22 protein-coding genes are annotated in these 26,986 nt (G+C 68.2%); 17 read left to right on the plus strand and 5 right to left on the minus strand.

What is annotated here, in order from left to right; translation table 11 throughout:
* Nucleotides 1-23 precede the first annotated feature (23 nt).
* From B0W80_RS07715 to B0W80_RS07735, 5 genes are read left to right on the plus strand one after another with little or no spacing between them, the layout of a single operon-like run.
* The gene (locus B0W80_RS07715; protein WP_076998545.1) at nt 24-1,412 is read left to right on the plus strand and encodes an adenosylmethionine--8-amino-7-oxononanoate transaminase; all 1,389 of its coding nucleotides are present in this window, start codon (nt 24-26) and stop codon (nt 1,410-1,412) included.
* Nucleotides 1,396-2,628 (plus strand): 8-amino-7-oxononanoate synthase, encoded by a 1,233-nt coding sequence (bioF, locus tag B0W80_RS07720; protein ID WP_076998546.1) that lies wholly within the window; start codon nt 1,396-1,398, stop codon nt 2,626-2,628. Before B0W80_RS07715 ends, bioF begins: the two co-directional genes overlap by 17 nt.
* Complete coding sequence (gene bioD, locus B0W80_RS07725; RefSeq protein ID WP_076998547.1) at nt 2,625-3,323, plus strand: dethiobiotin synthase; 699 nt, start codon at nt 2,625-2,627, stop codon at nt 3,321-3,323. The genes bioF and bioD overlap by 4 nt, the downstream gene beginning before the upstream one ends.
* Nucleotides 3,324-3,350: 27 nt before the next feature.
* Entirely contained in the window at nt 3,351-4,346 is a 996-nt protein-coding gene (bioB, locus tag B0W80_RS07730; RefSeq protein WP_076998548.1) for a biotin synthase BioB, read from the plus strand.
* 30 nt (nt 4,347-4,376) lie between these two features.
* On the plus strand, nt 4,377-6,389 hold the full coding sequence (locus B0W80_RS07735; RefSeq protein WP_076998549.1) for an acetyl/propionyl/methylcrotonyl-CoA carboxylase subunit alpha: 2,013 nt from the start codon (nt 4,377-4,379) through the stop codon (nt 6,387-6,389).
* A gap of 48 nt (nt 6,390-6,437) precedes the next feature.
* On the opposite strand, the gene B0W80_RS34770 is transcribed toward B0W80_RS07735, so the two are convergent.
* Complete coding sequence (locus B0W80_RS34770) at nt 6,438-6,908, minus strand: hypothetical protein (RefSeq protein ID WP_143684520.1); 471 nt, start codon at nt 6,906-6,908, stop codon at nt 6,438-6,440.
* 131 nt (nt 6,909-7,039) lie between these two features.
* On the opposite strand from B0W80_RS34770, the gene B0W80_RS07745 reads away from it, so the two are divergent.
* From B0W80_RS07745 to B0W80_RS35380, 7 genes are all read left to right on the plus strand, one after another.
* Entirely contained in the window at nt 7,040-7,969 is a 930-nt protein-coding gene (locus tag B0W80_RS07745; protein WP_076998551.1) for a glyoxylate/hydroxypyruvate reductase A, read from the plus strand.
* 25 nt (nt 7,970-7,994) lie between these two features.
* Nucleotides 7,995-8,915, plus strand: coding sequence for a hydroxymethylglutaryl-CoA lyase (locus tag B0W80_RS07750; RefSeq protein ID WP_076998552.1), 921 nt, complete (start codon nt 7,995-7,997; stop codon nt 8,913-8,915).
* A 2-nt stretch (nt 8,916-8,917) separates the two neighbouring features.
* A complete protein-coding gene (locus B0W80_RS07755; protein ID WP_076998553.1) occupies nt 8,918-9,409 on the plus strand; it encodes a YbaK/EbsC family protein in 492 nt (163 codons plus the stop codon).
* A complete protein-coding gene (locus B0W80_RS07760) occupies nt 9,406-9,660 on the plus strand; it encodes a DUF1289 domain-containing protein (RefSeq protein ID WP_076998554.1) in 255 nt (84 codons plus the stop codon). The genes B0W80_RS07755 and B0W80_RS07760 overlap by 4 nt, the downstream gene beginning before the upstream one ends.
* Nucleotides 9,657-10,301: a 2-hydroxychromene-2-carboxylate isomerase gene (locus B0W80_RS07765; RefSeq protein WP_076998555.1), complete on the plus strand. Its 645-nt coding sequence runs from the start codon at nt 9,657-9,659 to the stop codon at nt 10,299-10,301. The genes B0W80_RS07760 and B0W80_RS07765 overlap by 4 nt, the downstream gene beginning before the upstream one ends.
* Nucleotides 10,302-10,445: 144 nt before the next feature.
* On the plus strand, nt 10,446-12,140 hold the full coding sequence (locus tag B0W80_RS07770; protein ID WP_076998556.1) for an MFS transporter: 1,695 nt from the start codon (nt 10,446-10,448) through the stop codon (nt 12,138-12,140).
* A 128-nt stretch (nt 12,141-12,268) separates the two neighbouring features.
* Nucleotides 12,269-12,418: a hypothetical protein gene (locus B0W80_RS35380; protein ID WP_179106853.1), complete on the plus strand. Its 150-nt coding sequence runs from the start codon at nt 12,269-12,271 to the stop codon at nt 12,416-12,418.
* 18 nt (nt 12,419-12,436) lie between these two features.
* On the opposite strand, the gene B0W80_RS07775 is transcribed toward B0W80_RS35380, so the two are convergent.
* Nucleotides 12,437-13,579 (minus strand): ABC transporter substrate-binding protein, encoded by a 1,143-nt coding sequence (locus B0W80_RS07775; RefSeq protein WP_083745241.1) that lies wholly within the window; start codon nt 13,577-13,579, stop codon nt 12,437-12,439.
* Nucleotides 13,580-13,707: 128 nt separating this feature from the next.
* Nucleotides 13,708-14,820 (minus strand): ABC transporter substrate-binding protein, encoded by a 1,113-nt coding sequence (locus B0W80_RS07780; RefSeq protein WP_076998557.1) that lies wholly within the window; start codon nt 14,818-14,820, stop codon nt 13,708-13,710.
* Nucleotides 14,821-14,992: 172 nt separating this feature from the next.
* On the opposite strand from B0W80_RS07780, the gene uvrA reads away from it, so the two are divergent.
* The 5 genes from uvrA (at nt 14,993) to B0W80_RS07805 (ending at nt 24,525) form a co-directional block, all read left to right on the plus strand.
* Entirely contained in the window at nt 14,993-20,884 is a 5,892-nt protein-coding gene (uvrA, locus tag B0W80_RS07785) for an excinuclease ABC subunit UvrA (RefSeq protein WP_083745242.1), read from the plus strand.
* On the plus strand, nt 20,884-21,930 hold the full coding sequence (locus B0W80_RS07790) for a histone deacetylase family protein (RefSeq protein ID WP_076998558.1): 1,047 nt from the start codon (nt 20,884-20,886) through the stop codon (nt 21,928-21,930). Before uvrA ends, B0W80_RS07790 begins: the two co-directional genes overlap by 1 nt.
* 113 nt (nt 21,931-22,043) lie before the next feature.
* Nucleotides 22,044-23,000, plus strand: coding sequence for a tripartite tricarboxylate transporter substrate binding protein (locus tag B0W80_RS07795; protein WP_076998597.1), 957 nt, complete (start codon nt 22,044-22,046; stop codon nt 22,998-23,000).
* Between the two features lie 74 nt (nt 23,001-23,074).
* The gene (gene trxC, locus B0W80_RS07800; protein ID WP_076998559.1) at nt 23,075-23,536 is read left to right on the plus strand and encodes a thioredoxin TrxC; all 462 of its coding nucleotides are present in this window, start codon (nt 23,075-23,077) and stop codon (nt 23,534-23,536) included.
* Nucleotides 23,537-23,646: 110 nt separating this feature from the next.
* The gene (locus tag B0W80_RS07805) at nt 23,647-24,525 is read left to right on the plus strand and encodes a DUF4399 domain-containing protein (protein ID WP_076998560.1); all 879 of its coding nucleotides are present in this window, start codon (nt 23,647-23,649) and stop codon (nt 24,523-24,525) included.
* A gap of 15 nt (nt 24,526-24,540) precedes the next feature.
* Here B0W80_RS07805 and B0W80_RS07810 read toward each other — a convergent pair whose 3' ends face one another.
* Both B0W80_RS07810 and B0W80_RS07815 read right to left on the minus strand, forming a co-directional pair.
* On the minus strand, nt 24,541-25,332 hold the full coding sequence (locus tag B0W80_RS07810; RefSeq protein WP_076998561.1) for an HAD-IIB family hydrolase: 792 nt from the start codon (nt 25,330-25,332) through the stop codon (nt 24,541-24,543).
* Complete coding sequence (locus B0W80_RS07815) at nt 25,332-26,960, minus strand: peptide chain release factor 3 (protein WP_076998598.1); 1,629 nt, start codon at nt 26,958-26,960, stop codon at nt 25,332-25,334. The genes B0W80_RS07810 and B0W80_RS07815 overlap by 1 nt, the downstream gene beginning before the upstream one ends.
* Between the last annotated feature and the right edge of the window lie 26 nt (nt 26,961-26,986).

Consider the following 26,986-nt stretch of genomic DNA (forward strand, 5'->3'; position numbering starts at 1 on the left):
ACCGTGGAACAAGGAAATCGCGCATGCCGTCATTGAATCCATCGCCGCGCACTGCCGCGTCGCGCAACGCTGATTTGCAGCAGCGCAGCCGGCGCCACGTGTGGCATCCCTGCACGCAGAGCAGCCGCCTCGACGCGGCACCGCCGCTGCCCATCGCTCGCGGGGAGGGCGCCTGGCTCGTCGACCACGACGAGCGCCGCTACCTCGACGCCACCAGTTCGTGGTGGGTCAACCTCTTCGGCCATGCGCATCCGGCCATCAACGCCGCGCTGCGCGACCAGCTCGACACGCTGCCGCACGTGATGCTGGCCGGCTGCACCCATGCGCCGGCCGTCGAACTGGCCGAGCGCCTGTCGGCGCTGACCGGTCACGCGCTGGGCTATTGCTTCTACGCGTCCGATGGCGCGTCGGCGGTGGAGATCGCGCTCAAGATGAGCTTCCATGCCTGGCGCAACGCGGGCCGGAGCGACAAGCGCGGCTTCGTCGCGCTGCGCGGCGGCTACCACGGCGAAACGCTGGGCGCGCTGCACGTGACCGACGTCGCCGTGTTCCGCGAGGCCTATGCGCCCTTGCTGCGTGAAGTCCATCTCGCCCCCTCGCCCGACGCGCGCGGTGCCGCACCCGGCGAAGACGCGCTGGCCGTGGCCGTTCGCGCGGCCGCCGCGCTCGACGCGCTGCTGGCCGAGCAGCACGACCGCATCGCCGCCGTGATCGTCGAGCCCCTCGTGCAGTGCGCCACCGGCATGGCGATGCACGACCCCGAATACCTGCGCCTCGTGCGCGCCGCCTGCGACCGCCACGGCGTGCACCTCATCGCCGACGAGATCGCGGTGGGCTGTGGGCGCAGCGGCAGCTTCTTCGCCTGCGAGCAGGCCGGCATATGGCCCGACTTCATGTGCCTGTCGAAGGGCATCAGCGGCGGCTACCTGCCGCTCGCGCTGGTGATGACGCGCGAGGCCATCTACCAAAGCTTCGTCGACGACGACGTGGCGCGCAGCTTCCTTCACTCGCACTCGTACACCGGCAACGCGCTGGCCTGCCGGGCGGCACTGGCGACGCTCGACCTGTTCGCGCAGGAAGACGTGCTGAACCGCAACCGCGGACGCGCGGCGCGCATCCTGCAAGGCTTGCGCAACGGACTGGGCCCGTCGCGCGCCGCGCACCTGCGCCAGCGCGGCATGATCACCGCTTTCGACGTGCGCGCGGCCGGCCCGCGCTTCGCCGAGCGCTTTCACCTGGCAGCGCGCGAGCAGGGGCTGCTGATGCGCCCCATCGGCAGCACCGTCTACCTGATGCCGCCCTACGTGGTGAGCGATGCCGAGATCGATCTGCTGGTCGAGCGCACGCTGGCCACGCTCGATGCAGTAGCGCAACCTCACGCAACGGAGGCCTGCGATGTCGCGCTTGCTTGACCGCCTCCAGCACGAGATCGCCGCGCTCGACGGCCAATCGCTGCGCCGCCGGCGCCAGATCGCCGAGACCCCCTGCGCGCCCGAGCAGCGGCTGACGCTCGCCGGCGCGACCGCGCCGCGTACCATGCTCGCGTTCGGCAGCAACGACTACCTGGGCCTGGCCGCGCATCCGGCGCTGGCTGCGGCCCTGGCCGAGGGTGCCGCGCGCTACGGCACAGGCAGCGGCGGCTCGCACCTGATCCTGGGCCACTCGCGCGCCCACCACGAACTCGAAGAGCGGCTGGCCGGCTGGATGGCGCCGTACATCCCCGAAGCGCAGAGCCTGTTCTTCTGCACCGGCTACATGGCCAACCTGGCCGTGCTGTCGGCGCTCGGCGGCGCCGAGGCGGTGATCTTTTCCGAGGCGCTCAACCATGCCTCGCTGATCGACGGCGCCCGGCTGGCCCGCGGCAGCGTGCGGCGCTATCCGCACTGCGACATGCGGGCGCTCGACGCCGAGCTCGCCGCCTGCGACACGCCGGTCAAGCTGATCGTGAGCGATGCCGTGTTCAGCATGGACGGCAACATCGCGCCGGTGGCCGAACTGCTCGCGCTGGCCGAGCGGCACGACGCCTGGCTGGTGCTCGACGATGCGCACGGCTTCGGCGTGCTGGGCGCGCGCGGCCGGGGCGTGCTCGAGGCCGCCAACCTGCGCTCCGACCGGCTGGTGCTCATCGGCACGCTGGGCAAGGCGGCCGGTGTGTCGGGCGCCTTCGTGGCGGCGCACCGCACGGTCATCGACTATCTGGTGCAACGGGCCCGGACCTACATCTTCACCACCGCCGCGCCACCCGCCATCGCCCATGCGCTGCTCACCAGCCTCGACCTGATCGAGGGCGAGGAGGGCGCCGTGCGCCGTGCGCAGCTGCGCGCACGCATCGCGCAGTTGCGCGCGGGCGTGCAGGCCGTGCTGCCGGCCGACGGCAGCGCGTGGATGCCCGACTCGCCGACGGCGATCCAGCCGCTGATCGTGGGCGACAACGCCCGCGCCCTGCAGCTGTCGGCGCAGCTCGACGGCTTCGGCCTGCGCGTCGGCGCGATCCGTCCGCCCACCGTGCCGGCCGGCACCGCGCGGCTGCGCATCGCGCTGTCGGCCAGCCATAGCGAAGCCGATGTGTCGCGGCTCGTCGACGCGCTGGGACGCGCCTTGGCTCAACCGTGGAAGGAGGCCGCATGACGCCGCATTGCTTCGTCACCGGCACCGACACCGGCGTGGGCAAGACGCTGGTCAGCAGCGCGATCTTGTTTTCTCTCGCGGCATCGGGCCTGCGCGCCGTCGGCATGAAGCCGGTGGCCGCGGGTGTCGAGCAGATCGATGGTGAATGGATCAACGAGGACGTGCTGCACCTCGATGCCGCGGGCAACGTCGAGGCGCCGCTCGCGCTGCGCTGCCCGTACCTCCTGCGTGCACCGATGTCGCCGCATCTGGCCGCACATGACGAGGGCGTTCGCATCGAACTGCCGACGTTGCGCAGCGCCTACGAAGCGCTCGCGCAGCGCGCCGACGTGGTGGTGGTCGAAGGTGCGGGCGGCTTTCGTGTGCCGCTGGCCGACGACCTGGATGGCGCCGACCTGGCGCAGGCGCTGGGCCTGCCCGTCGTGCTGGTGGTCGGCCTGCGTCTCGGCTGCCTCAACCACGCGCTGCTGACCGCGGAGGCGATCCGCGCGCGCGGCCTGCGTCTGGCCGGGTGGGCGGGCAGTGTCGTCGATCCGCACATGCTGGCGCTGCAGGCCAACGTCGACACGCTGCGCGCCCGGCTGAACGCCCCTTTCCTCGGCGTGGTGCCGCGCCTCGCGGCGCCCGATGCGGCCCGGGCGGCCCGCCATCTCGACCTGCGCGTGCTGTGCAGCGACGCGGCGCTGGCCGCTTGAGACGAGACACGAGAACAGAACACTTCCATGGAACAAACACTGAGCTTCATCGAACGCAAGTCCGTCCAGCACGCGATTCCGGAACACGCCGACTGGACCGTCGACCGCGTCGCCGCCCTCTTCGAACTGCCCTTCAACGACCTGCTGTTCCGCGCGCAGCAGGTGCACCGTCAGCATTTCGACGCCAACACCATCCAGCTGTCGACCCTGCTGTCGATCAAGACCGGCGGCTGCGAGGAAGACTGCGGCTACTGCCCCCAGAGCGCGCACCACGACGCCGGCGTCAAAGCCGAAAAGCTCATGGCGCTCGACGACGTGCTCGCCGCAGCGCAAGCCGCCAAGGACAACGGCGCGACCCGCTTCTGCATGGGGGCCGCCTGGCGCAGCCCGAAGGAACGACATCTCGAGCCGGTGAAGGCGATGGTGCGCGGCGTCAAGGCGATGGGCCTGGAAACCTGCGTCACGCTCGGCATGCTCGAGGTCGAGCAGGCACTGCAGCTCAAGGACGCGGGCCTCGACTACTACAACCACAACCTCGACAGCGCGCCGGAGTTCTACGACAAGATCATCAGCACCCGCACCTACCAGGACCGCCTGGACACGCTCGGCCACGTGCGCGACGCCGGCATCCACGTGTGCTGCGGCGGCATCGTCGGCATGGGCGAGTCGCGCCTCGAACGCGCGGGGCTGATCGCGCAGCTCGCGAACCTCGATCCATACCCCGAGTCCGTGCCCATCAACAACCTGGTGCAGGTCGAGGGCACGCCCCTGGCCGGCACCGAGCCGCTCGACCCCTTCGAGTTCGTGCGCACCATCGCCGTGGCCCGCATCACCATGCCCAAGACCATGGTGCGCCTCTCGGCCGGCCGCGAGCAAATGGACGAATCGCTCCAGGCGCTCTGCTTCATGGCCGGCGCCAACTCCATCTTTTACGGCGATCGCCTGCTGACCACCGCCAACCCGCAAGCCGCGAAAGACCGCGCGCTGCTGGCGCGGCTGGGCATGCGTACCGGCGACGCCTGAACCTCTTTACTCCAACAAGGAAGCCCTGCCATGTTCAACAAGATCCTGATCGCCAACCGCGGCGAGATCGCCTGCCGCGTTGCTGCCACCGCGCGCCGCATGGCGATCCGCACCGTCGCCGTCTACTCCGATGCAGACGCGCATGCCAACCACGTGCATGCCTGCGACGAGTCGGTGCACCTGGGTGGCAGCGCGCCCAAGGAGAGCTACCTGCGCTGGGAGAAGATCCTGGAGGCGGCCAAGGCCACCGGCGCGCAGGCGGTGCACCCGGGCTACGGCTTCCTGAGCGAGAACGAGGACTTCGCGCGCGCCTGCGCCGAGGCCGGCCTCGTCTTCATCGGCCCGCCGCCCTCGGCCATCCTGGCGATGGGCCTCAAGGCCGAATCCAAGCGCCTGATGGAAAAGGCCGGCGTGCCGCTCGTGCCTGGCTACCACGGCAGCGAGCAGGGCGTCGAGTTGCTGCAGCGCGAGGCCGACCGCATCGGCTATCCCGCGCTCATCAAGGCCAGCGCCGGTGGCGGCGGCAAGGGCATGCGCATCGTCGAGAAGAGCGCGGATTTCGCGGCCGCGCTGGCCTCCTGCCAGCGCGAGGCCATCAACAGCTTCGGCAGCGACGCGGTGCTGATCGAGAAGTACGTGCAGCGCCCGCGGCACATCGAGATCCAGGTCTTCGGCGACACGCAGGGCAACTACGTCTATCTGTTCGAGCGCGACTGCTCGGTGCAGCGGCGCCACCAGAAGGTGCTCGAGGAAGCGCCCGCGCCCGGCATGACCGAGGCCATGCGCAGGCAGATGGGCGAGGCCGCGGTGAATGCCGCCCGTGCGGTGAACTACGTGGGTGCCGGCACGGTGGAATTCATCGTCGAGCAGACCGGCGGCTACGACGCGCCCGAAGCGATGAAGTTCTACTTCATGGAGATGAACACGCGCCTGCAGGTCGAGCACCCGGTGACCGAGGCGATCACCGGCCTGGACCTGGTCGAATGGCAGCTTCGCGTGGCGGCCGGCGAGCCGCTGCCGCTCAAGCAGGAGCAACTGCAGATCCACGGCCATGCGATCGAGGCGCGCATCTGCGCCGAGAACCCCGACAACAACTTCCTGCCCGCCACCGGCACCCTGCACGTCTACCGCAAGCCGGCACAGCACACGGCCTTCCAGCGCAGCCGTGTGCGGGTGGACGACGGCGTGCGCGAGGGCGGCGAGATCTCGCCTTTCTACGACTCGATGATCGCCAAGCTGATCGTGCACGGCGCCACGCGTGCCGAGGCGCTGGCACGGCTCGATGCGGCGCTGGCCCAGACGCACATCGTGGGCGTGGCGACCAACGTGCAGTTCCTGCGCGGCGTGCTGCGCACCGACTCCTTCGCGCAGGCCAAGCTCGACACGGCGCTGATCGAACGCGAGCGCGCCGTGCTCTTCGACCGCGAACCGCTGGGCCTGCCGCTGGCCGCGGCGGCCGCCGTGGTGCGCACGCTGGTGGCCGAACGTGCGGCGACGCCCGCCGACGAGCCCTTCGCGCGCCGTGACGGCTGGCGCGCCTTCGGCGACTACCAGCGCCGTTTCGATTTCGAATTTCGCGGCGAGGAGCGCCAGGCCATGCTGCGCTACCGGCGCGATGGCAGCCTGTGGCTGGAAGTCGGGGGGTCGGAGGGTGCGCTGTCCTTCGGCGCGCTGCCGGGCGGCCAGGTCGAACTGCAATTCAACGGCCAGCGCCGCACGCTCGACGTGTACGAGCAGGGCGCCGCCACCTACGTCTTCGCCCCCGAGGGCGCCACGCGCATCGACGCGCTGGACCGCATGGGCCATGCGGGGGACGTCCACACAGAAGGCGGCCGCCTCACGGCGCCCATGCCGGGCAAGGTCGTGTCCTTCGCGGTGAAGGCCGGCGACAAGGTCAGCAAGGGCCAGGCGCTGGCGGTGATGGAGGCGATGAAGATGGAGCACACCATCGCGGCGCCGGCGGATGGGACGGTGGAGGAATTGCTGTATGGGCCTGGGGACCAGGTGGCCGAGGGCGCGGAATTGCTGCGCATCGCGGCCTAGTTTGCTGTCGCGTCCGTGAAGATGCTTTCACGGACGGTTGTTTGCGTTTCAGATGTTCTGGATTTCGTCAGTTTTGCGGCGAACGAATTGACCGATTTCAAATTCGCTTGCTCGCTGTGCGGGTGGTAATCTTAGTTGCTCGTCAACAAATAGCGATAATGCTTCCGTCAGAGGCTTGACATGGGATTGTTCCACGGTGATTTTTTCGTCGCGAAGGGATATTTGGCATAACAACTCCAAGGCCACGTTGTCGATCGTTATGGGCTCGTTGAGCGCCTCGTACAACTCGATCTCGATGTCGTCCCCTCCGCTGGCATACTCAAAAGCCTTTTTGGACACCATGCTAAATCGTTCTGCTTCTGGAATATCGAAGGCGTCAAAAATGGATTTGTATTTTGTCAGAGAATTTTCAATGTTTTGCTCGAGAAGTTGGCCATGGAAGATGACCCGAGAAGTCAAGTTCGAGGCAGGGGTCTCATTAGGCGTGGTAGCGCGTAGGGTGTTGGGCGAAATTTGCATTTAAATGAATGTGATGATTTCTCGATCCTTCGAATAGATCGAGCGAGCTTTGTAACTGGCCACTTGCATTGGTTCCCGAGCAGTCCACGAAGTTTTTTTCTTCCATGCCAACTTGGCTAATTGATATATAGATGCTAATAACAGTTTGCCTAAGCCAGACCCGCACGGAGCCGTGGGTCGAAGGCCTGCGCGCCGCGCTGCCGGAGGCCGATGTCGATGCGTGGGAGCCGGGCGCGCCGCAAGCCGATCACGCCGTGGTGTGGGCTCCTCCACAAGCGTTCATCGACGAGCAGGCGAACTTGCGCGGCCTGTTCAACATCGGTGCCGGCGTCGACGCGTTGCTCAAGCTCGCGCTGCCGCCTGCGATCCGGGTCGTCCGCCTCGACGATGCGGGCATGTCCGTCCAGATGGCCGAGTACGTGTGCCATGCGCTGATCCGCCACTTCCGCGAGTTCGACTTCTACGAGGCCGAGGCCCGCGAAGGCCGCTGGGCTTTTCGCAAGCCGCGCGAGCGCGAGGACTTCGCGGTCGGCGTGATGGGGCTCGGCGTGCTGGGCGAGCGTGTGGCCCGCGCCGTGGCCCAGTTCGAATTCCCGGTCAACGGCTGGAGCCGCTCGCCCAGAGCCGTCGAGGGGCTGCGCTGCTACGCCGGCGAGGACGAGTTCGATGCCTTCCTGAGCGCCAGCCGCGTGCTGGTCAACCTGCTGCCGCTGACCGAGTCCACGCGCGGCATCCTCGACCGCCGCAACCTGTCGCAGCTGAACCGCGGCGAGCCCGGCGGCTACCTGATCAACGTGGCCCGCGGCGCGCACCTGGCCGAAGCCGACCTGATTCCACTGCTCGACAGTGGCCAGTTGGCCGGCGCCACGCTCGACGTGTTCGAGGTCGAGCCGCTGCCTCCGGATCACCCCTTCTGGCGCCACCCGAAGATCACCGTCACGCCCCACGGCTCGGCACGCACGATGCGCGAGGCCTCCATCGCCCAGATCGCGGGCAAGATCCGCGCGATGGAGCGTGGAGAGCCTGTGGCGGGTGTGGTCGACCTGTTGCGCGGATACTGAACAACACCCCACGAGAGACATCACCATGACACTCCCCAACCGTGCCAAGCTCGTCGACGTCGGTCCGCGCGACGGCCTCCAGAACGAGAAGCAGGCCGTCCCGGCCGAGGTCAAGATCGGCCTGGTCCACCGGCTGCAGGAAGCCGGCCTCAAGGAGATCGAGGTCACCAGCTTCGTCAGCCCCAAGTGGGTGCCGCAGATGGCCGACAACGCCGAGGTGATGCACGGCATCGAGCGCCGGGCCGGCGTGCGCTACTCGGTGCTCACGCCCAACATGAAGGGCTTCGAGGCCGCCATCGCCGCGCCGCGCGAGGAGTGGCCCGACGAGATCGTGGTCTTCGGTGCCGCCAGCGAGGCCTTCAGCCAGAAGAACATCAACTGCTCGATCGCCGAGAGCATCGAGCGCTTCCGGCCGGTGGCCGAGGCGGCGCGCGAGAAGGGCATCTTCGTGCGCGGCGCGATGTCGTGCACGGTGGGTTGCCCCTACGAAGGCGAGATCGCGCCCGAGCGGGTCGGCATGCTGGCGAAGCTCATGAAGGGCATCGGCGTGCAGCACGTGGGCGTGGCCGACACCATCGGCGTCGGCACGCCGGTGAAGGTGCGGCGCGCGCTCGAGGCGACGCTGGCGCACTACGCCGTCGACGAGGTCTCGGGCCACTACCACGACACCTACGGCCAGGCGCTGTCGAACACCTTGGCCAGCCTCGAGATGGGCATCTGGCAGTTCGACACCTCGGTCGGCGGCCTGGGCGGCTGCCCCTTCGCCAAAGGCGCGACCGGCAACGTCGCGACCGAAGACGTGGTCTACATGCTGCAGGGCATGGGCATCGAGACGGGCATCGACCTCGACCTGCTCATCGACGCGGGCGTCTACATCAACCAGGCCTTGGGGCGCGAGCCGAACTCGCGCGTGTCCAAAGCCATCCGCACCAAGCGAGCGAATTGACCATGTGCGGAGCCGAACTCAATGCACTGCCCGAAGGCGTGCAGCGCGTGGCGCGGCTGCTGCAGGACAAGGGCCATCCGCACGCGCCGCGCATGCTCGACGACGCCTGCCGCACCGCCCAGCAGGCCGCCGACGCATTGGGCATCTCGGTCGCGCAGATAGCCAAGAGCATCGTGTTCCGCCGCAAGAGCGACGAGGCGGCCGTGCTGGTCGTGACCTCGGGCGACAAGCGGGTGGACGAGAAGAAGGTCGAGGCCTTGGTCGGCGCGAAGCTGGGCCGGGCCGATGCCGAGTTCGTCAAGCGGGCCACCGGCTTCTCGATCGGCGGCGTCTCGCCCTTCGCGCATGCCAGCAAGCCGGTGATGCTGATCGACCGCGAACTGTTCCGCTTTTCGGAAGTGTGGGCCGCGGCGGGCCATCCGCATGCGGTGGTGCAGCTCACGCCGCAGGACCTCGAAGCCTTGACCGGTGCGCCGGTGGCGGACGTGGTGTGAGCGTCGACGAAGCGACGACGCTGATCGAGCGCGCTGTCGCGGCACGCGCGACGCCGCGGGACGTGCCCTCGCCCTGCATCACGGTGTGCCGCATGGAGGCCGGCAGCGGCTTCTGCGAAGGCTGCCTGCGCACCATCGACGAGATCGCGGCCTGGCGCACGATGGACGACGCCGCGCGGCGCAGCGTCTGGCGCGCCATCGAACTGCGCGCGGCGGCGGGATTCCTGGTTTCCACGGAGCACAAGCCATGAAGCAGATCGTCTTTCATCTGGACTTCATCTCGCCCTATGCCTACCTGGCCTTCGAGCATCTGCCGCGGGCGCTGGAAGGGCTGAGCTACGGCGTGGCCTACCGGCCGGTGCTGCTCGGTGCGCTGCTCAAGCAGCACGGCCAGCTGGGGCCGGCGGAGATTCCGGCCAAGCGGGCCTGGACCTATCGCCACGTGCTGTGGCTGGGGCAGGCCCACGACATCGCGATCGAGATGCCGGCCACGCATCCTTACAACCCCTTGCCGCACCTGCGCGTGGCGCTGGCGGCCAGCAGCGACGGCGACATCAGCCGGCACGTCGCGGAGACCGTGTTCCGGCAGGTCTGGCAGGGCGGCGCAGAGGCGGGCGATGCGACGCGCTTGGCCGACCTGGCGAGCGGGCTGCCGTTGCGGCGCGATGCGGCGGGCGACGAGGTCAAGGCGCAGCTCAAGGCCAACACCGAAGCGGCCATCGCGGCCGGCGTGTTCGGCGTGCCGGCCTTCGAGGTCGACGGCCGCATGTTCTGGGGCTTCGACGGGCTCGCGATGCTCGGCGCTTATCTGCGGAACGATCGGTGGTTCGCCGAGTCGCATTGGGACGCTGCGCCCGCACGTCCATCGCTGCTGCGCAGCAGCAAAAGCTGAATTTCCTACAGGCTGAAACGCCCGCCACGGGTTTCACCTTAAATCGTCAGCGACGATTCAGTTTGGCGAAAGGCTTGGGTCAGTCGCCGCTCCAAGAATTCGACCACGCCCCACGCCGTGGGTCGAAATTTAGGAGACGACGCAATGGCAGCCACACTTGATTCACGGGGACAGCCGCACGCGGCCCCCCGGCCCATGTCCGCGGAGGAGAAGAAGGTCATCTTCGCGTCCTCGCTCGGCACCGTGTTCGAGTGGTACGACTTCTATCTGTACGGCTCGCTCGCGGCCATCATCGCCAGGCAGTTCTTCAGCGGCCTCGATGCCGGCGCGGCCTTCATCTTCGCGCTGCTGGCCTTCGCCGCCGGCTTCCTGGTGCGGCCGTTCGGCGCCATCGTGTTCGGCCGGCTCGGCGACATGATCGGGCGCAAGTACACCTTCCTCGTCACCATCCTGATCATGGGCCTGTCGACCTTCATCGTCGGCCTGCTGCCCACCTACGCGACCATCGGCGTCGCGGCGCCGGTCATCCTGATCGCGCTGCGCATGCTGCAGGGCCTGGCGCTCGGCGGCGAGTACGGCGGTGCCGCCACCTACGTGGCCGAGCACGCGCCGCACGGCAAGCGCGGTGCCTACACCTCGTGGATCCAGACCACTGCCACGCTCGGCCTGTTCCTGAGCCTGCTGGTCATCCTGGGCGTGCGCACCTGGCTCGGCGAAGAGGCCTTCGCATCCTGGGGCTGGCGCGTGCCGTTCCTGGTGTCGATCGCGCTGCTGGCCATCTCGGTGTGGATTCGGCTGTCGTTGTCCGAATCGCCGGCCTTCCAGCGCATGAAGGCCGAGGGCAAGACCTCGAAGGCGCCGCTCGCCGAATCCTTCGGCCAGTGGAAGAACCTCAAGATCGTGATCCTGGCGCTCGTCGGCCTGACCGCCGGCCAGGCCGTGGTCTGGTACTCGGGCCAGTTCTACGCGCTCTTCTTCCTGACGCAACAGCTCAAGGTGGACGCCACCAGCGCCAACCTGATGATCGCGGCGGCGCTGCTGATCGGCACGCCTTTCTTCGTGGTCTTCGGCACGTTGTCGGACAAGATCGGCCGCAAGCCCATCATCATGGCCGGCTGCCTGCTGGCGGTGGTGACCTACTTCCCGGTCTTCAAGATGCTGACCACCTATGCCAACCCCGACCTGGCCAAAGCCCAGGCGACGGCCGGCGTGACGGTGACGGCCGATCCGAAGTCCTGCTCGTTCCAGGGCAACCCGGTGGCGCGCGAGATCGACTTCAAGAGCTCCTGCGACATCGCCAAGCGCTACCTGGTGCAGAACTCGGTGAGCTACGACAACATCGAAGGCGCCCCGGGCTCGAAGGCCGTGGTCAAGATCGGTGACAAGACGGTCGAGGCGCCGATCGGCACCGTGGTGAACAGCAAGTTCGACGAAGCCTCCACCAAGGAAATCGCCGCCTTCAAGAAGGGCGTGTCGGACGACCTCAAGGCCGCCGGCTATCCGGCCAAGGCCGACCCTGCCAAGATGAACAAGGCGATGGTGGTGGTGCTGCTGACCTACCTGGTGCTGCTGGTCACCATGGTCTACGGGCCTATCGCCGCCATGCTGGTCGAACTGTTCCCGACCCGCATCCGCTACACATCGATGAGCCTGCCGTACCACATCGGCAACGGCTGGTTCGGCGGCCTGCTGCCGACCACGGCCTTCGCGATCGTGGCCTCGACCGGCAACATGTACAACGGCCTCTGGTACCCGATCATCATCGCGGGCATGACGCTGGTCATCGGCACGCTCTTCGTGCGCGAGACCAAGGACGTCGACATCTACGCCAAGGACTGAAGCTTCGGCTTTTCCGTCATCACCGGAGGGCGGTGCGCGCGCCGCCTTCCGTGTTCAACAAAGGGGCTTCGTGCCATGCTGCTGTGGCACGAGGCCTTTTTCTTGAACACCTTCAGGAGACTTTGACCATGTGGAAGATTGCCGTTGCGTTCGTGGCCTTTGCCGCCATTGCCTTGTTCGTGATCATGAAGGCCGGCGACAAGGTCGACATGTCGGGCGAGAAGCACGGGGGCGACATCACGCACGAGCCCGCGCCCGCGCCCGCCGAGAAGAAATAGCGCCGAGCCGAGCCCGCCTCAGCGCCGGAACTGCCCGCCGCTGATGATCGAGAGCTCGGCGAATTCGATGCCCGCGTGGGCCTGCGGCGCATAGCTGACCAGCAGGCCGCCTCCCAGGTCGTAGGGCTGCATGCTGCGCAGCGCGGCCACGACCTTGGCGCGCGTCGGCCGCGGCCCCGCACGGCGCAGCGCCTCGACCAGCACCTTGGCCGAGGCGAAGCCTTCGAGCGCGGCCGGCGAGAGTTCGTACTGCCCCTTGGTGCGCGCCAGGTCCAGTGCTTCCTTCACCATCGGCTGGGCGATCGAGCGTTCGTTGGGGAAGACCTGCGTGACGATCACGCCGCGGCTCGCATCGCCGAGCTGCTTGATGAAGCCCGCGGAGGCGTTGTTGGAAAGCGTGACCACCTGGGCGGTCGAGCCCGCCGCGCGCAGCGCCCGGATGCCGCTGGCCACGCCCGCGCTGGAGCCGATCCACAACACGGCTTCGGCCTGGGATGCCGTGATCTTCGGAACGATGGCGGCGTGGTCCGGCTCGTCGCGATGCGCCGGCAGTACCAGCACCGGCGCGGTCATGGCTTTCCTGAAGCCGGTCATGGCGCCGTCCAGCGCGTCCTGGCCGAATGCGTCGGCGACGTGCACGACGGCGATCCGGATCACGCCGACGCTCAGCAGGTGCGCCACCGCCTTTTCGGCTTCTAGCTGGTAGCTGGAGCGGACCTGGAAGACATGGCGCTGCGCCGGTTGTTGCAGCAGCTGCGCGCCCGCGGAGGGCCCGATCAACGCCACGCCGTGCTTGTCGAGCCAGGGGATGATGGCCTGCGTCTGCGGCGTTCCGTAGTTCTGGAACAGGGCCACCACGTTCGTCTGCTCGATCAGCTCGCGTGCGTTCTCGCCTGCACGCTGCGCGTCGAAGCCATCGTCCAAGCGAACCAGCTTGATCTGCTCGCCATGGATGCCGCCCGTGGCGTTGACCGCGTCGAACAGGAGCTGTGCACCGGCGATGGTCTCGTTCACGCTGGCTGCGGCCGGCCCGGTCACGCCCGTGGTCTGCCCCACCAGGATCTGGCCCCACGCGGCGGTGCACGCCAGTGCCAGCAGGCCCGTCGCGCACAACGTGCGGATGAAGGCAGAACGAAGAATCGAAATGAAGATGGCGGCCATGGTGCGAGCACTCCTCGATGTCGGATCGAGGCACTCTAGAAAGCCGTCGCATCAGTCTCCGAGGATCGGCACCTTTGGTCAGATTTGCGGCGGAACTACGCCACGAAATCGCGCTGCCACCGCGTTGTTCAGCGTTTGAACTTGCCGTCGCTGATGATCGACAGGTCGGCGAAATCGATGCCCGAGTGGTCCGTCGGTGAATAGCTGACCTCGAGCCCGCCGCCCAGGTCGAAGTTACGCAGCCCTTCGAGCGCGACGAGCACCTTGGCACGCGTGGGCTTGGGCCCCGCCCGTCGCAGCGCCTCGATCAGCACCTTGGCCGAGGCGAAGCCTTCGAGTGCGGCGGGCGACAGCTCGGTCAGGCCCTTGGCGCGCGCCAGTCCCAGTGCCTCCTTGACCATCGGCTGGCCGATCGAGCGCTCGTTGGGAAACACCTGCGTCACGATCACGCCGCGGCTGGCGTCGCCGAGTTGCTTGATGAAGCCGGAGGACGCGTTGTTCGACAGCGTGACCACCTGGGCGGTGGAGCCCGCGGCGCGCAGCGCCTTCACGCCGTCGACCACGGCGCTGCCCGAGCCGATCCAGACCACCGCCTGCGCCTCGGCCGCCGCGATCTTCGGCACGATGGCCGCGTGGTCGGGCTTGTCGCGATCGGCCGGCAGCACCACGGCGGGCTTGGCCTTGCCTTTGTCGAAGCCCGTCATCGCGCCTTCCAGGGCATCCTGGCCGAAGGAATCGATGACGTGAACCACCGCGATGCGCGTGACGCCGATGGTCAGCAGGTGCGTCACTGCCTTCTCGGCCTCGCGCTGGTACGACGCGCGGACGTTGAAGACGTGCCGCTGCACCGGCCTGTGCAGCACCATCGCGCCGGTAGAGGGGCCGATCAGGGCCACGCCGTTCTTGTCGAGCCACGGAATGATGGCTTGCGAATGCGGCGTACCCCGGCTCATGAAGAGCGCAACCACCTTCTTTTCTTCGATCAGCACGCGCGCGTTCTCGCCGGCGCGCTTGACGTCGAAGCCGTCGTCCATGCGCAGCACGTCGATCTTCTCGCCATTGACGCCGCCCTGGGCATTGACTGCATCGATCGCCAGCTGGGCGCCGGTGATCGTTTCGTTGACGCTGGTGGCGGCCGAGCCCGTGATGCCGGCGGTCTGGCCGATCAGTATCTGGGCAATGGCGCTGGTGCCGGCGAGCGCCAGCAGGCCGGCAGTGCAGAGCATGCGCAACTTGTTCATGGAGGGGGAGGTCGGTGGGAATGAAAAAAAATTGAATAAGAAAGCGTTGGTTGGTGACGGGGCGCCGGCATGACTCCCCAGGGTAAACCCTTGCTCCAGGATGGGCCATGTGACCCTTTGCACGAAGGTTGTCGGCGGTTCCTAGAATGTCTGCCCCATTCCCAAGGCATTCATGACACAGGGCTCCATCCGGATTCGCGGTGCGCGCCAGCACAATCTCCAGAACCTCGACCTCGACATCCGCACCGGCGAGATGACCGTGGTCACCGGCCCGAGCGGCTCGGGCAAATCGAGCCTCGTGTTCGACACCCTCTATGCCGAAGGCCAGCGCCGCTATGTCGAGACCTTCTCGGCCTATGCCCGCCAGTTCCTCGACCGCATGGACAAGCCCGCGGTCGACAAGGTGGAGGGCGTTCCGCCCGCCATCGCCATCGACCAGACCAACCCGGTGCGCTCCTCGCGATCGACGGTCGGCACGATGACCGAACTCAACGACCACTTGAAGCTGCTGTACGCGCGCGCCGCGCAGCTCTTCGACCGCGAGACGGCGCTGCCGGTGCGCCACGATTCGCCGGACTCGATCTATGCCGAGATGGCGGTACGGGCAGCTGCAACGGGCGATCCGCGCCTGGTGCTGACCTTTCCGGTCGAGCTGCCGGCCGGCACCAGCGCCGATGAAGTGCAGCAGTGGCTGTCGGCCAGCGGCTTCACGCGTATCCAGGGCGAGCGCGAGGTGGCGACGCCCACCGGGCCGCGCAAGCTGCTCGACGTGGTGGCCGACCGCTTCCGCATGGCCAACACGGAACGCGCACGCGTGATCGAGGCGATCGAAGTCGCACTCAAGCGCGGCAGCGGAAGGCTGACGGTGCATGCGCTGTCGGCGGACGAAGGCGCGCAGCCCGATGTCTGGAAGTTCTCCACCGGCCTGCATTGCCCCGAGAGCGACATCCGCTACGCCGACCCGATCCCGTCGATGTTCTCGTTCAACTCGGCCGTGGGCGCCTGCGAAACCTGCCGCGGCTTCGGCCGTGTGATCGGCGTGGACCTTGGCCTTGTGATTCCCAACGACAAGCTCACGCTGCGCGCGGGTGCCGTCAAGACCATCCAGACGCCAGCGTGGAAGGAAGCCCAGGACGACCTGATGCGCCACGCCGAGGCGGCCGGCATTCCGCGCGACACGCCCTGGAACAAGCTCACGGCCGAGCAGCAGGCCTGGGTCATCGACGGCTCGCCGCACTGGAACGGCAAGTGGAACCAGCAGTGGTACGGCGTGCGTCGCTTTTTCGGCTACCTGGAGAGCAAGGCCTACAAGATGCACATCCGCGTGCTCTTGTCCAAGTACCGCAGCTACACGCCGTGCCCGGTCTGCGCGGGCGCGCGGCTGAAGCTGGAAAGCCTGCTGTGGCGCATCGGCGGCAAGCAGGATGCGGATGCGGTGCTACCGCCCGCCAAGCGCTTCATGCCGATGGGCGTGAAGTGGTCGCGCGAACAGTTGGAGGCCCTGCCGGGGCTGTGCCTGCATGACCTGATGCTGTTGCCGATCGAGCGTCTGCGGCAGTTCTTCGACGGCATCGAGCACCAAGGCAATGGCAACGGCAACGCCGCCAGCGACGGAGAGGTGCAGGCACTCAAGCTGCTGTTCGAAGAAATCACCACCCGCCTGCGCTACCTGCACGACGTCGGCATCGGCTACCTGACGCTCGACCGCCAGAGCCGCACGCTGAGCGGCGGCGAAGTGCAGCGCATCAACCTCACGACGGCGCTCGGCACCTCGCTGGTCAACACCCTGTTCGTGCTCGACGAGCCCAGCATCGGCCTGCACCCGCGCGACATGAATCGCATCACCGAAGCCATGCTGCGCCTGCGCGATGCCGGCAACACGCTGGTGGTGGTCGAGCACGACCCGGCCGTGATGCTGGCGGCCGACCGCGTGATCGACATGGGCCCCGGCCCCGGCGCACGCGGCGGCCAGATCGTCTTCGACGGCAGTACCGTCGAACTGCGCGGCGCCGACACGCTCACGGGCCAGTACCTGGGCGGCCGCAAGCAGATCGGCATGGGCTTCAAGCGCATGGTGAGCGAGAACACGGCGCGCCTGATCCTGGAGGGTGTGCGCGAGCACAACCTGCGCGACATCACGGTGGAGTTTCCGCTCGCGCGCCTGGTCTGCGTGACTGGCGTCAGCGGTTCGGGCAAGTCGACGCTGATCCAGGACGTGCTGGCGCCGGCGCTGATGCGGCACTTCGGCAAGGCAACCGAAACGCCCGGCGCGCACGACCGCCTGCTCGGCGCCGAGCAGCTCGGCGAAGTGGTCTTCGTCGACCAGTCGCCGATCGGCAAGACCGCGCGCTCCAACCCGGCCAGCTACGTGGGCGCCTGGGACGCGGTGCGCGAGATCTTCGCCACCGCCACGCTGGCGAAGCAGCGCGGCTACACCGCGTCCAAGTTCAGCTTCAACAGCGGCGACGGCCGCTGCCCCACCTGCGGCGGCTCCGGCTTCGAACACGTGGAGATGCAGTTCCTGTCGGACGTGTACCTGCGCTGCCCCGACTGCGATGGCAAGCGCTATCGGCCGGAAGTGCTCGAGGTGAAGATCGAGCGCGGCGGGCGCAGCCACAACGTCGCCGACATCCTCGAACTCACCGTGGCCGAGGCGGCGGTGCTGTTCGCCGGCGACCGCGACGTGCTGCGCGTGCTGCAGCCGATCGTCGACGTCGGGCTGGACTACGTGAAGCTCGGCCAGCCGGTGCCCACGCTGTCCGGCGGCGAGGCGCAGCGCCTCAAGCTCGCAGGCTTCCTGGCCGAAGCGGCCAAGAACGCCAGCGCCAGCAAGCAACCGCTGGCGCGCAAGGGCACGCTGTTCCTTTTCGACGAGCCGACCACCGGGCTGCACTTCGACGACATCGCGCGCCTGATGCGCGCGCTGCGCAAGCTGCTCGATGCCGGCCATTCGCTGATCGTGATCGAGCACAACCTCGACGTGATCCGCGCGAGCGACTGGATCATCGACCTCGGCCCCGAAGGCGGCGAGGGCGGCGGCCTGGTGGTGGCGCAGGGCACGCCCGAGCAGCTGCGCGAAAACCGCGCGTCGCTCACCGGCGCGGCGCTGGTCGACTACGAACTGGCCATCGGCCCCGGCGCCTACAAGGTGGCCGAGCGCGCTGCCCGCGCCTATGCGGTGAACGCGCAGCCTGCCCCTGGCCGCGACGCGGTACAGATCGTCAATGCGCGCGAGCACAACCTCAAGAACCTGTCGGTGGACATCCCGCGCGGCAAGTTCAGCGTGGTGACCGGCGTCAGCGGCTCGGGCAAGTCGACGCTGGCCTTCGACATCCTGTTCAACGAAGGGCAGCGCCGCTACCTCGAATCGCTCAACGCCTATGCGCGCAGCATCGTGCAGCCGGCCGGACGGCCAGAGGTGGATGCGGTCTACGGCATTCCGCCCACGGTGGCGATCGAGCAGCGCCTGTCGCGCGGCGGGCGCAAGAGCACGGTGGGCACCACCACCGAGGTCTGGCATTTCCTGCGCCTGCTCTACGTGAAACTCGGCATTCAGCACTGCGTCAACGACGGCGCGGCGGTGCAGCCGCAGACGCCGGACAGCATCGCCGCGCAGCTGCTGAAGAACTTTCGCGGCCAGCACATCGGCCTGATGGCGCCGCTGGTGAGCAACCGCAAGGGCGTCTACACCGAGCTGGCCGACTGGGCCCGGCCGCGCGGCTTCACCCATCTGCGGGTGGACGGCGAGTTCCTGCCCACCACCGGCTTTCCGCGCATCGACCGCTTCAAGGAGCACACCATCGAGCTGCCCGTGGCCAGCCTCGACGTGGAGCCGGCCCGCGAGGCCGAGCTGCGCGAGGCGCTGGCGCGGGCGCTGGAGCACGGCAAGGGCGTGGTGCACGTGCTGAGCGAACTCACGGGCCTGCGCGGCGCCATGATGGCCGGCGCACCGACGACCGGCATCGGCCGCGTGCAGGTGTTTTCAACCCTGCGCGCCTGCCCGGTCTGCAGCACCAGCTATGCGGAGCTCGACCCGCGGCTCTTCTCCTACAACAGCAAGCACGGCTGGTGCCCCGATTGCGTGGGCACCGGGGTCAAGCTGACGAAGGAGCAGCGCAAGGTCTACGACGACTCGGTGATGGCGGAGGACAACCGCGGGCGTGAGCAGACCTTCGCCGAGCCGGAGGCGGAGGACGTGGGAGAGGTGACGTGTCCGACCTGCAAGGGGACGCGTTTGAATCCAACGGCGCGCGGCGTCTTGTTCGGCGCGGGTGCCCTTCACCCCAGCCCTCTCCCCAGCGGGGAGAGGGGGCCGAAGCCGGGCTCCGACTTGCTCCCTCTTCCGCCTGCGGGACAGGGCTGGGGTGAGGGCGGCATCGGCATCACCCAGCTGGCCCGCATGAGCGTGACCGACATCCGCATCTGGTTCGACAACCTGGCGCTCACGGGCCGCCAGGCCGAGATCGCGCGTGACCTGGTGCCGGAAATCCGTAGCCGCCTCGAGTTCCTTGAAGAGGTGGGCCTGGGCTACCTGACGCTCGATCGCGGCGCACCTACGCTGTCTGGCGGCGAGGCCCAGCGCATCCGCCTCGCGGCGCAGCTCGGCAGCAATCTGCAGGGCGTGTGCTACGTGCTCGACGAGCCCACCATCGGCCTGCATGCGCGCGACAACCGCATCCTGCTTGACGCGCTGCACAAGCTGGGCGAAAAGGGCAACACGCTGGTGGTGGTGGAGCACGACGAAGACACCATCCGGCGCGCCGACCACATCATCGACATCGGCCCCAGCGCCGGCAAGCGCGGCGGCCGGCTGGTGGCCGAGGGCACGGTGGCCGACCTGGAAGCGGCCGACGATTCGCAGACCGGGCGCTACCTGCGCGATGCGATCCGTCATCCGCTGCAGCCGCGTCGGCTGGTGCCGCCGCCGGAGCCCGGCGCACCCGACTGGCTGACCGTGCGCGGCGCCTCGATGCACAACCTGCAGGACGTCACGGTGAGCCTGCCGCTGAAGCGCCTCGTCGTCGTGACCGGCGTCAGCGGCTCCGGCAAGTCCACGCTCGCGCGCGACGTGCTGCTGGACAACGTCCACGCGATCGTCGTGCAGCGCATGACCAAGGCCGGCCGCGATGCCGATGCCAAGGGCAAGCGGCCCGCCTGGGCCGGCTGCAGCGCAGTCGAGGGCTACGAGACCGTCGACCGCGTGCTCGAGGTCGACCAGACGCCGATCGGCAAGACGCCGCGCAGCTGCCCGGCCACCTACATCGGCTTCTGGGACACCATCCGCAAGCTCTTCGCCGATACGCTGGAGGCCAAGGCGCGCGGCTACGGCCCGGGCCGCTTCAGCTTCAACACCGGCGAAGGCCGCTGCCCCGGCTGCGAAGGCGCGGGCGTGCGTACCATCGAGATGAGCTTCCTGCCCGACGTCAAGGTGCCTTGCGAGGTCTGCCACGGCGCCCGCTTCAACCCCGAGACGCTGGCCGTGAGCTGGCGCGGCAAGAGCATCGGCGACGTGCTGCAGATGGAAGTGGACGAAGCGGTGGCGTTCTTCGCCTCCATGCCCAACATCAGCCATCCGCTGCAGCTGTTGAAAGACGTGGGCCTGGGCTACCTGACGCTGGGCCAGCCTTCGCCCACGCTGTCGGGCGGCGAGGCGCAGCGCATCAAGCTGGTGACGGAATTGAGCAAGGTGCGCGACGACGTCACGCGCCGCGGCAACAAGGCGCCGCACACGCTCTACGTGCTCGACGAGCCCACGGTCGGCCTGCACATGGCCGACGTCGAGAAGCTGATCCACGTGCTGCACCGGCTGGTGAACGGCGGCCACAGCGTGGTCGTGATCGAGCACGACCTCGACGTGATCGCCGAAGCCGACTGGCTGATCGACCTGGGCCCCGAGGGCGGGGACGGCGGCGGCCGCGTCGTGGCGGCGGCGGCGCCCGAAGAGGTGGTGCGGCTTCGCACCCACACGGGGGTGGCGCTGGCGCCGGTGCTGGCGCGCGGCGCGCATCAGGTGCTGCAGCTGCCGGTGCAGGCGCCGGCCGGCCCGATCCGCAAAGAGGCCTGATGCGCGTCGTCCACAACGCGCGGCATGCGCTGCACCACGGCAAGGTGGAGATGTTCCGTGGCGAGCTGGTGCCTTGCTTCGAAGTGCCGGCGCGGGTGGACGACGTTCTGGCCGAGCTCGAGCGCCGCGGGTTCGGCACGGTGGAGGCGCCGGCTGAGATCGACGACGCGGCGCTGGCGCGCGTGCATGCGCCGCGGTACCTGCAGTTCCTGGCGGGCGCGTGGGACGAATGGGTCGCGCTCGATCCGGCCAATGCGCAGCGCGATGCATTGCCTTCCTACTGGCCGATTCGCAGCTTTCGCCACGACGTGCTGCCGGCCAGCTTCCCGGCGCGGCTGGGCCTGTTCTCGTACGACGCCGGCACGCCGCTGACGGCCGGCACCTGGGTCGCGGCGCGCGCGGGCGCCGGTTGCGCGCTGGGCGCCGTCGACCACGTGCTGCGCGGCGAACGCGCAGCATTCGCGCTGACGCGCCCGCCCGGCCACCATGCCGGCGCGGACTTCTTCGGCGGCTACTGCTTCCTCAACAATTCGGCCATCGCAGCGCAGGCATTGCGCGACGCGGGCGTCGATCGGGTGGCGGTGCTGGACATCGACTACCACCATGGCAACGGCACGCAAGCCATCTTCTACGAACGCGCCGACGTGCAGTTCACCAGCCTCCACGGCGATCCGCACACGGAGTACCCCTACTACCTGGGCTATGCGGACGAGCAGGGCGCAGGCGCAGGGCTGGGCTTCAACCGCAATTTGCCGCTGGCGCGCGGCACCGGCTTCGACGGCTGGCGCGAGGCGCTCGCAGAAGCACTTCGCGGCATCGCGGATTTCCGGCCGGGCGCGCTGGTGGTGTCGCTGGGCCTCGACACCTTCGAGGGCGATCCGATCTCGGGCTTTCGCCTGGCATCACCGGACTACCTGCATATCGGCGAAGACCTGGCGCGCGCCGGCCTGCCGACCGTGTTCGTGTTCGAAGGCGGCTACGCCGTCGATGCGCTGGGCGTCAACACCGTGAACGTGCTCGACGGCTTCATGCAGCGCGCGGGCTGAGCCCGCATCGGCCCCGTGCGCTGACGCCGGCGCGACAAGCCCGGGGTCTGCCCCGATTGTCCGGGCCGGGGCTGCGCGGCCAAATGGCCGCCTTTGCCATCCTGGAGCCTTCCATGTTTCGTCGTTCCCTTCTGTGCGCCGCCCTGCTGGGTTTGGCTGCTCCTCTGGTGCAGGCCCAGGCCTTTCCCGCCAAGCCGATCAAGCTGGTGATCGCCTTCCCGGCCGGCGGCCCGACCGACATCACCATGCGCCAGCTGGCCGACAACGCCTCGAAGATCATCGGCCAGCCGATCGTGGTCGAGAACAAGCCGGGTGCCGGCGGCACCCTGCCCGCGCAGCAGTTGCAGACCGCGCCGGCCGACGGCTACACCATCGGCCAGATCCCGCTGGGCGTGTTCCGGCTGCCCTACACCACCAAGATCAACTGGGACCCGGTGAAGGACATCAGCTACGTCATCAACGTCACCGGCTACGCCTTCGGCATCGCGGTGCCGGCCGACAGCCCGATCAAGAACTGGAACGAGTTCGTGGCCTACGCCAAGGCCAATCCGGGCAAGCTGACCTACGGCTCCACGGGCACCATGACCAGCCCGCACCTGACCACCGAGCTGATCGCGCAGAAGCTCAACATCCAGCTGCAGCACGTGCCTTACAAGGGCAGCGCCGAACTGTCGCAGGCCGTGCTGGGCAACCACCTGATGGCCATCGCCGATTCGACCGGCTTCGCGCCGCTGGTGGAGTCGGGCAAGCTGCGTGTGCTCAACACCTGGGGCGACAAGCGCCTGGCCAAGTTTCCCGATGCGCCCACGCTGAAGGAGCTGGGGCTGGACATCGTGCAGAACTCGCCCTTCGGCATCGGCGCGCCCAAGGGCACGCCGCTCGACGTGGTGAAGAAGTTGCACGACGCCTTCAAGCAGGCGATGGAAGAGCCCAGCTACGTCGCCGCGCTGGGCCGCTACGACATGTTGCCCAACTACCTGAGCTCGGCCGACTACACCAAGTTCGCGCAGACCACCTTCACCAACGAGAAGGTGCTGATCGAGAAGCTGGGTTTGTCGAAGCCCCAGTGAGGTCGCGCCCTGCACCGACTTGCAATCGGTGCGGGGAGCCATAGGTTCCAACGATGTCTACGCCGGAACCCGCCATGACCGAATCCACGACCCAATCCACGACTGAGTCGCTCCACGTCGTCTGCCCGCACTGCCACACCACCAACCGCGTGCGCACCGCGCAACTGGGCAGCGCGCCCGACTGCGGCAGCTGCCACCGGCCGCTCTTCACGGCGCATTCGACTGCGCTCGACACCGCGTCCTTCGACCGCCACATCGCCCGCAACGACATCCCCGTGCTGGTGGACTTCTGGGCGCCGTGGTGCGGACCGTGCCGCCAGATGGCGCCGAGCTTCGAGCAGGCCGCGGCGCAGCTGGAACCCCAGGTGCGGCTGGCCAAGGTCGACACCGAGGCGGTGCCCGCGCTGGGAGCGCGCTTCAACATCCGCAGCATCCCGACGCTGGCGTTGTTCCGCGGTGGCCGCGAAGTCGCGCGACAGGCCGGTGCCATGGGCGCTGCCGACATCGTTCGCTGGGTTCGGTCACATTCGACTTGATCGCACCGGCGCGGCCGGAAGCGTGGCATGTGTCACGGCACAGGGTTCGAAGGCAGCACTGCCGATGTAATCCGATGTAAGAATTCGACCTCCTCGGAGGGGAAGTTTGCATGTCGGTTAATCCATATGGCTACGCATTGCCGCTAAAGACGCTGACGATCCTGGCGCTGGCCGGACTCGGCTTCTGCACCGGCGCTGCAATGGCGCAACCGCATGCAGGTCACGCGGCCCCCTCGGCATCTTCCGCGCCACCGGCACCGGCCGAGCCGGGCGAACTGGCCAACCACAAGTGGGTGGTGCCGCCGCCCAACTGGGCGCCCGAGGCGTACTTCAGCAATCTCAAGGACGGCGCCATCGTGGAGTCGCCCTTCGTCGCCCGCTTCGGCCTCTCGATGCGCGGCATCGTGCCGGCCGGCCACAGCGCAGGGCATGCCGGCCACCATCACCTGCTGATCAACCAGCCACTGCCGCTGGACTTTCGCAAGCCACTGCCCTTCACCGAGCAGTACATCCACTTCGGCAAGGGCCAGATGGAGACGGTGGTCGATTTGCCGCCCGGCAACTACACGCTGCGCCTGGTGCTGGCCGACCAGGGGCACATTCCCTTCTTCGTCTACAGCAAGCCGATGCGGCTGACGGTCGGCAAGCAGAACAAGGGCGTCGCGCCGGCCAGCTTGCTGGGCACGCCGCGCATCGAGATGCTGAGCCCGGCGGACCGGAGCACGCAGGTGCCGCCGCTGCGCATCCAGCTGCACGCAAGCGGCTACAACGTGGCGCATGCCGCGCCCAGGCTGCCGGAAACGGGGCACTTCCGGCTGGTGCTGGAGCGGCCAGGGCAGAAGCCTGAAGTCATCGACATGGACGGCGGCCAGACGGAGCTGTGGCTCCACCCGCCCAAAGGCAACTACACGGCTCGCGCGGAATTCGTCAACAACGGCGATGGCCGGACGATGACCGGCACGCGGCCGGTGGCCTTCAACGTGCCCTGAGGGTCGTCGGCGCGTTCAGGCGCGCGCGTCGAGGATGGCCGCGGCCACCTCGGCGAAACCGGCGCCGCGTTCGCTGGGCGCCACGTAGCGTGGCAGGTGCGACAGCGCGGATTCGAAGCGGCGCACGTTGGCCACCCCGATGCTGTGCGCGAAGTGCTCGAACATCAGCGCGTCGTTGGTGGAGTCGCCCACATAGGCCCAGCGCTGCATCTCGTCGTCGAGGCGCCGGCCCCACAGCTCGCGAACGATCCAGCGCGCGCCTTCGAGCTTGTTGTGCTCGCCGTACCAGCCGTTGACGTGGATGCTGCTGACCGTGGCATGCATGCCTTCGCTGCGCATCAGCGCCACCACCTGCGCGATGGTGGCGTCGTCCAGCCGGGTGAATTCGCTGTGGTCGATGGCGATGTCGCATTCGCGCCCGGCCGAATCGGTGGCGCGCCGCGCACCGGGGATCTCGTGTTCGATGCGCGCCATCACGGCCTGCATGCGCTCGAAGTTGCGTGCGCGCGTGGCCGCCTCCTGCTGATAGCGCTTCTCGACCTCACCGGCAGCGTTGCGCACCAGCGCCACGGCGCCGTTCTCGGCCACGATCGCATCCACGGGCCAGACCGCGGCGAAGGGCTCGCTCCAACCGACCGGCCGGCCGGTGATCGCCACCCGTGCGAGCCCGGCCGCCTGCAGTGCATGCATCGCCAGGAGCACATCGGGCGTGACCGTGCCTTCGGTGGTCAGCGTGTCGTCGATGTCGGTGAACACGCCCACCAGGCCGCGCCGTGCGTCGAGCGGCCACCGGCCCAGCGGCAGCATCAGCCGGCGCTCTGCAGGGCCAGCCCGGCGTGCTCGCGCAACGGGTGGAAGTGGATCTTGGGAAAGCGCTCCTGCGCCAGCCGCACGTCGTAGGGCGAGGTGCACAGGTAGGCCAGCGTGTCGGCCGCATCGCGTGCCATGCGCGCCGGATAGGCATCGGTGAAGGCACGCAGCTCGGCCGGCGTGTCGGCCGTGATCCAGCGCGCGCCGGTGTACTGACAGCCTTCGAGCCGCACGTCGGCGTCGTACTCGGTCTTCAGCCGGTGCTGCACCACTTCGAACTGCAGCTGGCCGACCGCGCCCAGCAGCATCGGGCCGCCGATCTCGGGGCGGAACACCTGGATCGCGCCCTCTTCGCCAAGCTGGGCCAGGCCCTGCTGCAGCTGCTTGGTGCGAAGCGGATTCTTGAGGATGACGGTCATGAACAGCTCGGGCGCGAAGAAGGGCAGCCCGGTGAACTGCAGCGAGGCGCCATCGGTGATGGTGTCGCCCAGCTGCACGCCGCCGTGGGTAGTGAAGCCGACGATGTCGCCGGCGTAGGCCTCTTCGACGGCCTCGCGGCGCTGGCTCATGAAGGTGACGACGCTGGTCGGCCGCAGCTCCTTGGCGGTGCGCTGCACCCGGAGCTTCATGCCCGGCGTGTACTTGCCCGAGGCCATGCGCACGAAGGCGATGCGGTCGCGGTGGTTGGCGTCCATGTTGGCCTGCACCTTGAACACCACGCCGGCGAAGTCCTTGTCGTCGGGCTGGATCTCGCGCACCACCGGCTGGCGGTTGACCACCGTGGTGCTGGTGCGTGGCTGGGGCGGCGGGGCCAGGTCGACCAGCGCGTCGAGCACCTCCATCACGCCGAAGTTGTTGACGCCGGAGCCGAAGAACACGGGGGTCTGCCTGCCGGACAGGAAGGCTTCCTTGTCCCAGGCGGGCGAGGCGCCGGTGGCCAGCTCCATGCTTTCGAGTGCGGCGTCGAACTCGCTGCCGAAGCGGGCCTTCAGTGCGTCTTGCTCGGTGAGCGGAATAGCCTCGAAATCCTGCGGGCGGCGCTCGCTGCCGGCCTCGAAGACGGACATGGCCTGCGTGCGGAGGTTGACGATGCCGCCGAAGGATTTGCCCTGGCCGACGGGCCAGGTCATGGGCACGCAGGGCATGCCCAGTTCGCGCTCGACCTCGTCGAGGATGTCCAGCGGCTCGCGCACTTCGCGGTCCATCTTGTTCACGAAGGTGATGATGGGCGTGTCGCGCTGGCGGCAGACCTCGATGAGCCGGCGGGTCTGCGCCTCCACGCCGTTGGCCGCGTCGATGACCATGAGTGCCGAATCGACGGCCGTCAGCACGCGGTAGGTGTCTTCCGAGAAGTCCTTGTGGCCAGGGGTGTCGAGCAGGTTGATGACGTGCTCGCGGTAGGCCATCTGCATCACCGAGCTGGCCACCGAGATGCCGCGCTGCTTTTCGATTTCCATCCAGTCGGAGGTGGCGTGCCGCGAAGCCTTGCGCGCCTTCACCGAGCCGGCGATCTGGATCGCGCCCGAGAACAGCAGCAGCTTCTCGGTCAGCGTGGTCTTGCCGGCGTCGGGGTGGGAAATGATCGCGAAGGTGCGGCGGCGGCGGGTTTCGGAAGCGAAGGACAAGGGGATCAATCGGGAAGGCGGACCGG

Origin of the sequence: Variovorax sp. KK3 (genome assembly GCF_001984055.1) — a bacterium.
In the GTDB taxonomy this organism is placed as follows: domain Bacteria; phylum Pseudomonadota; class Gammaproteobacteria; order Burkholderiales; family Burkholderiaceae_C; genus Variovorax.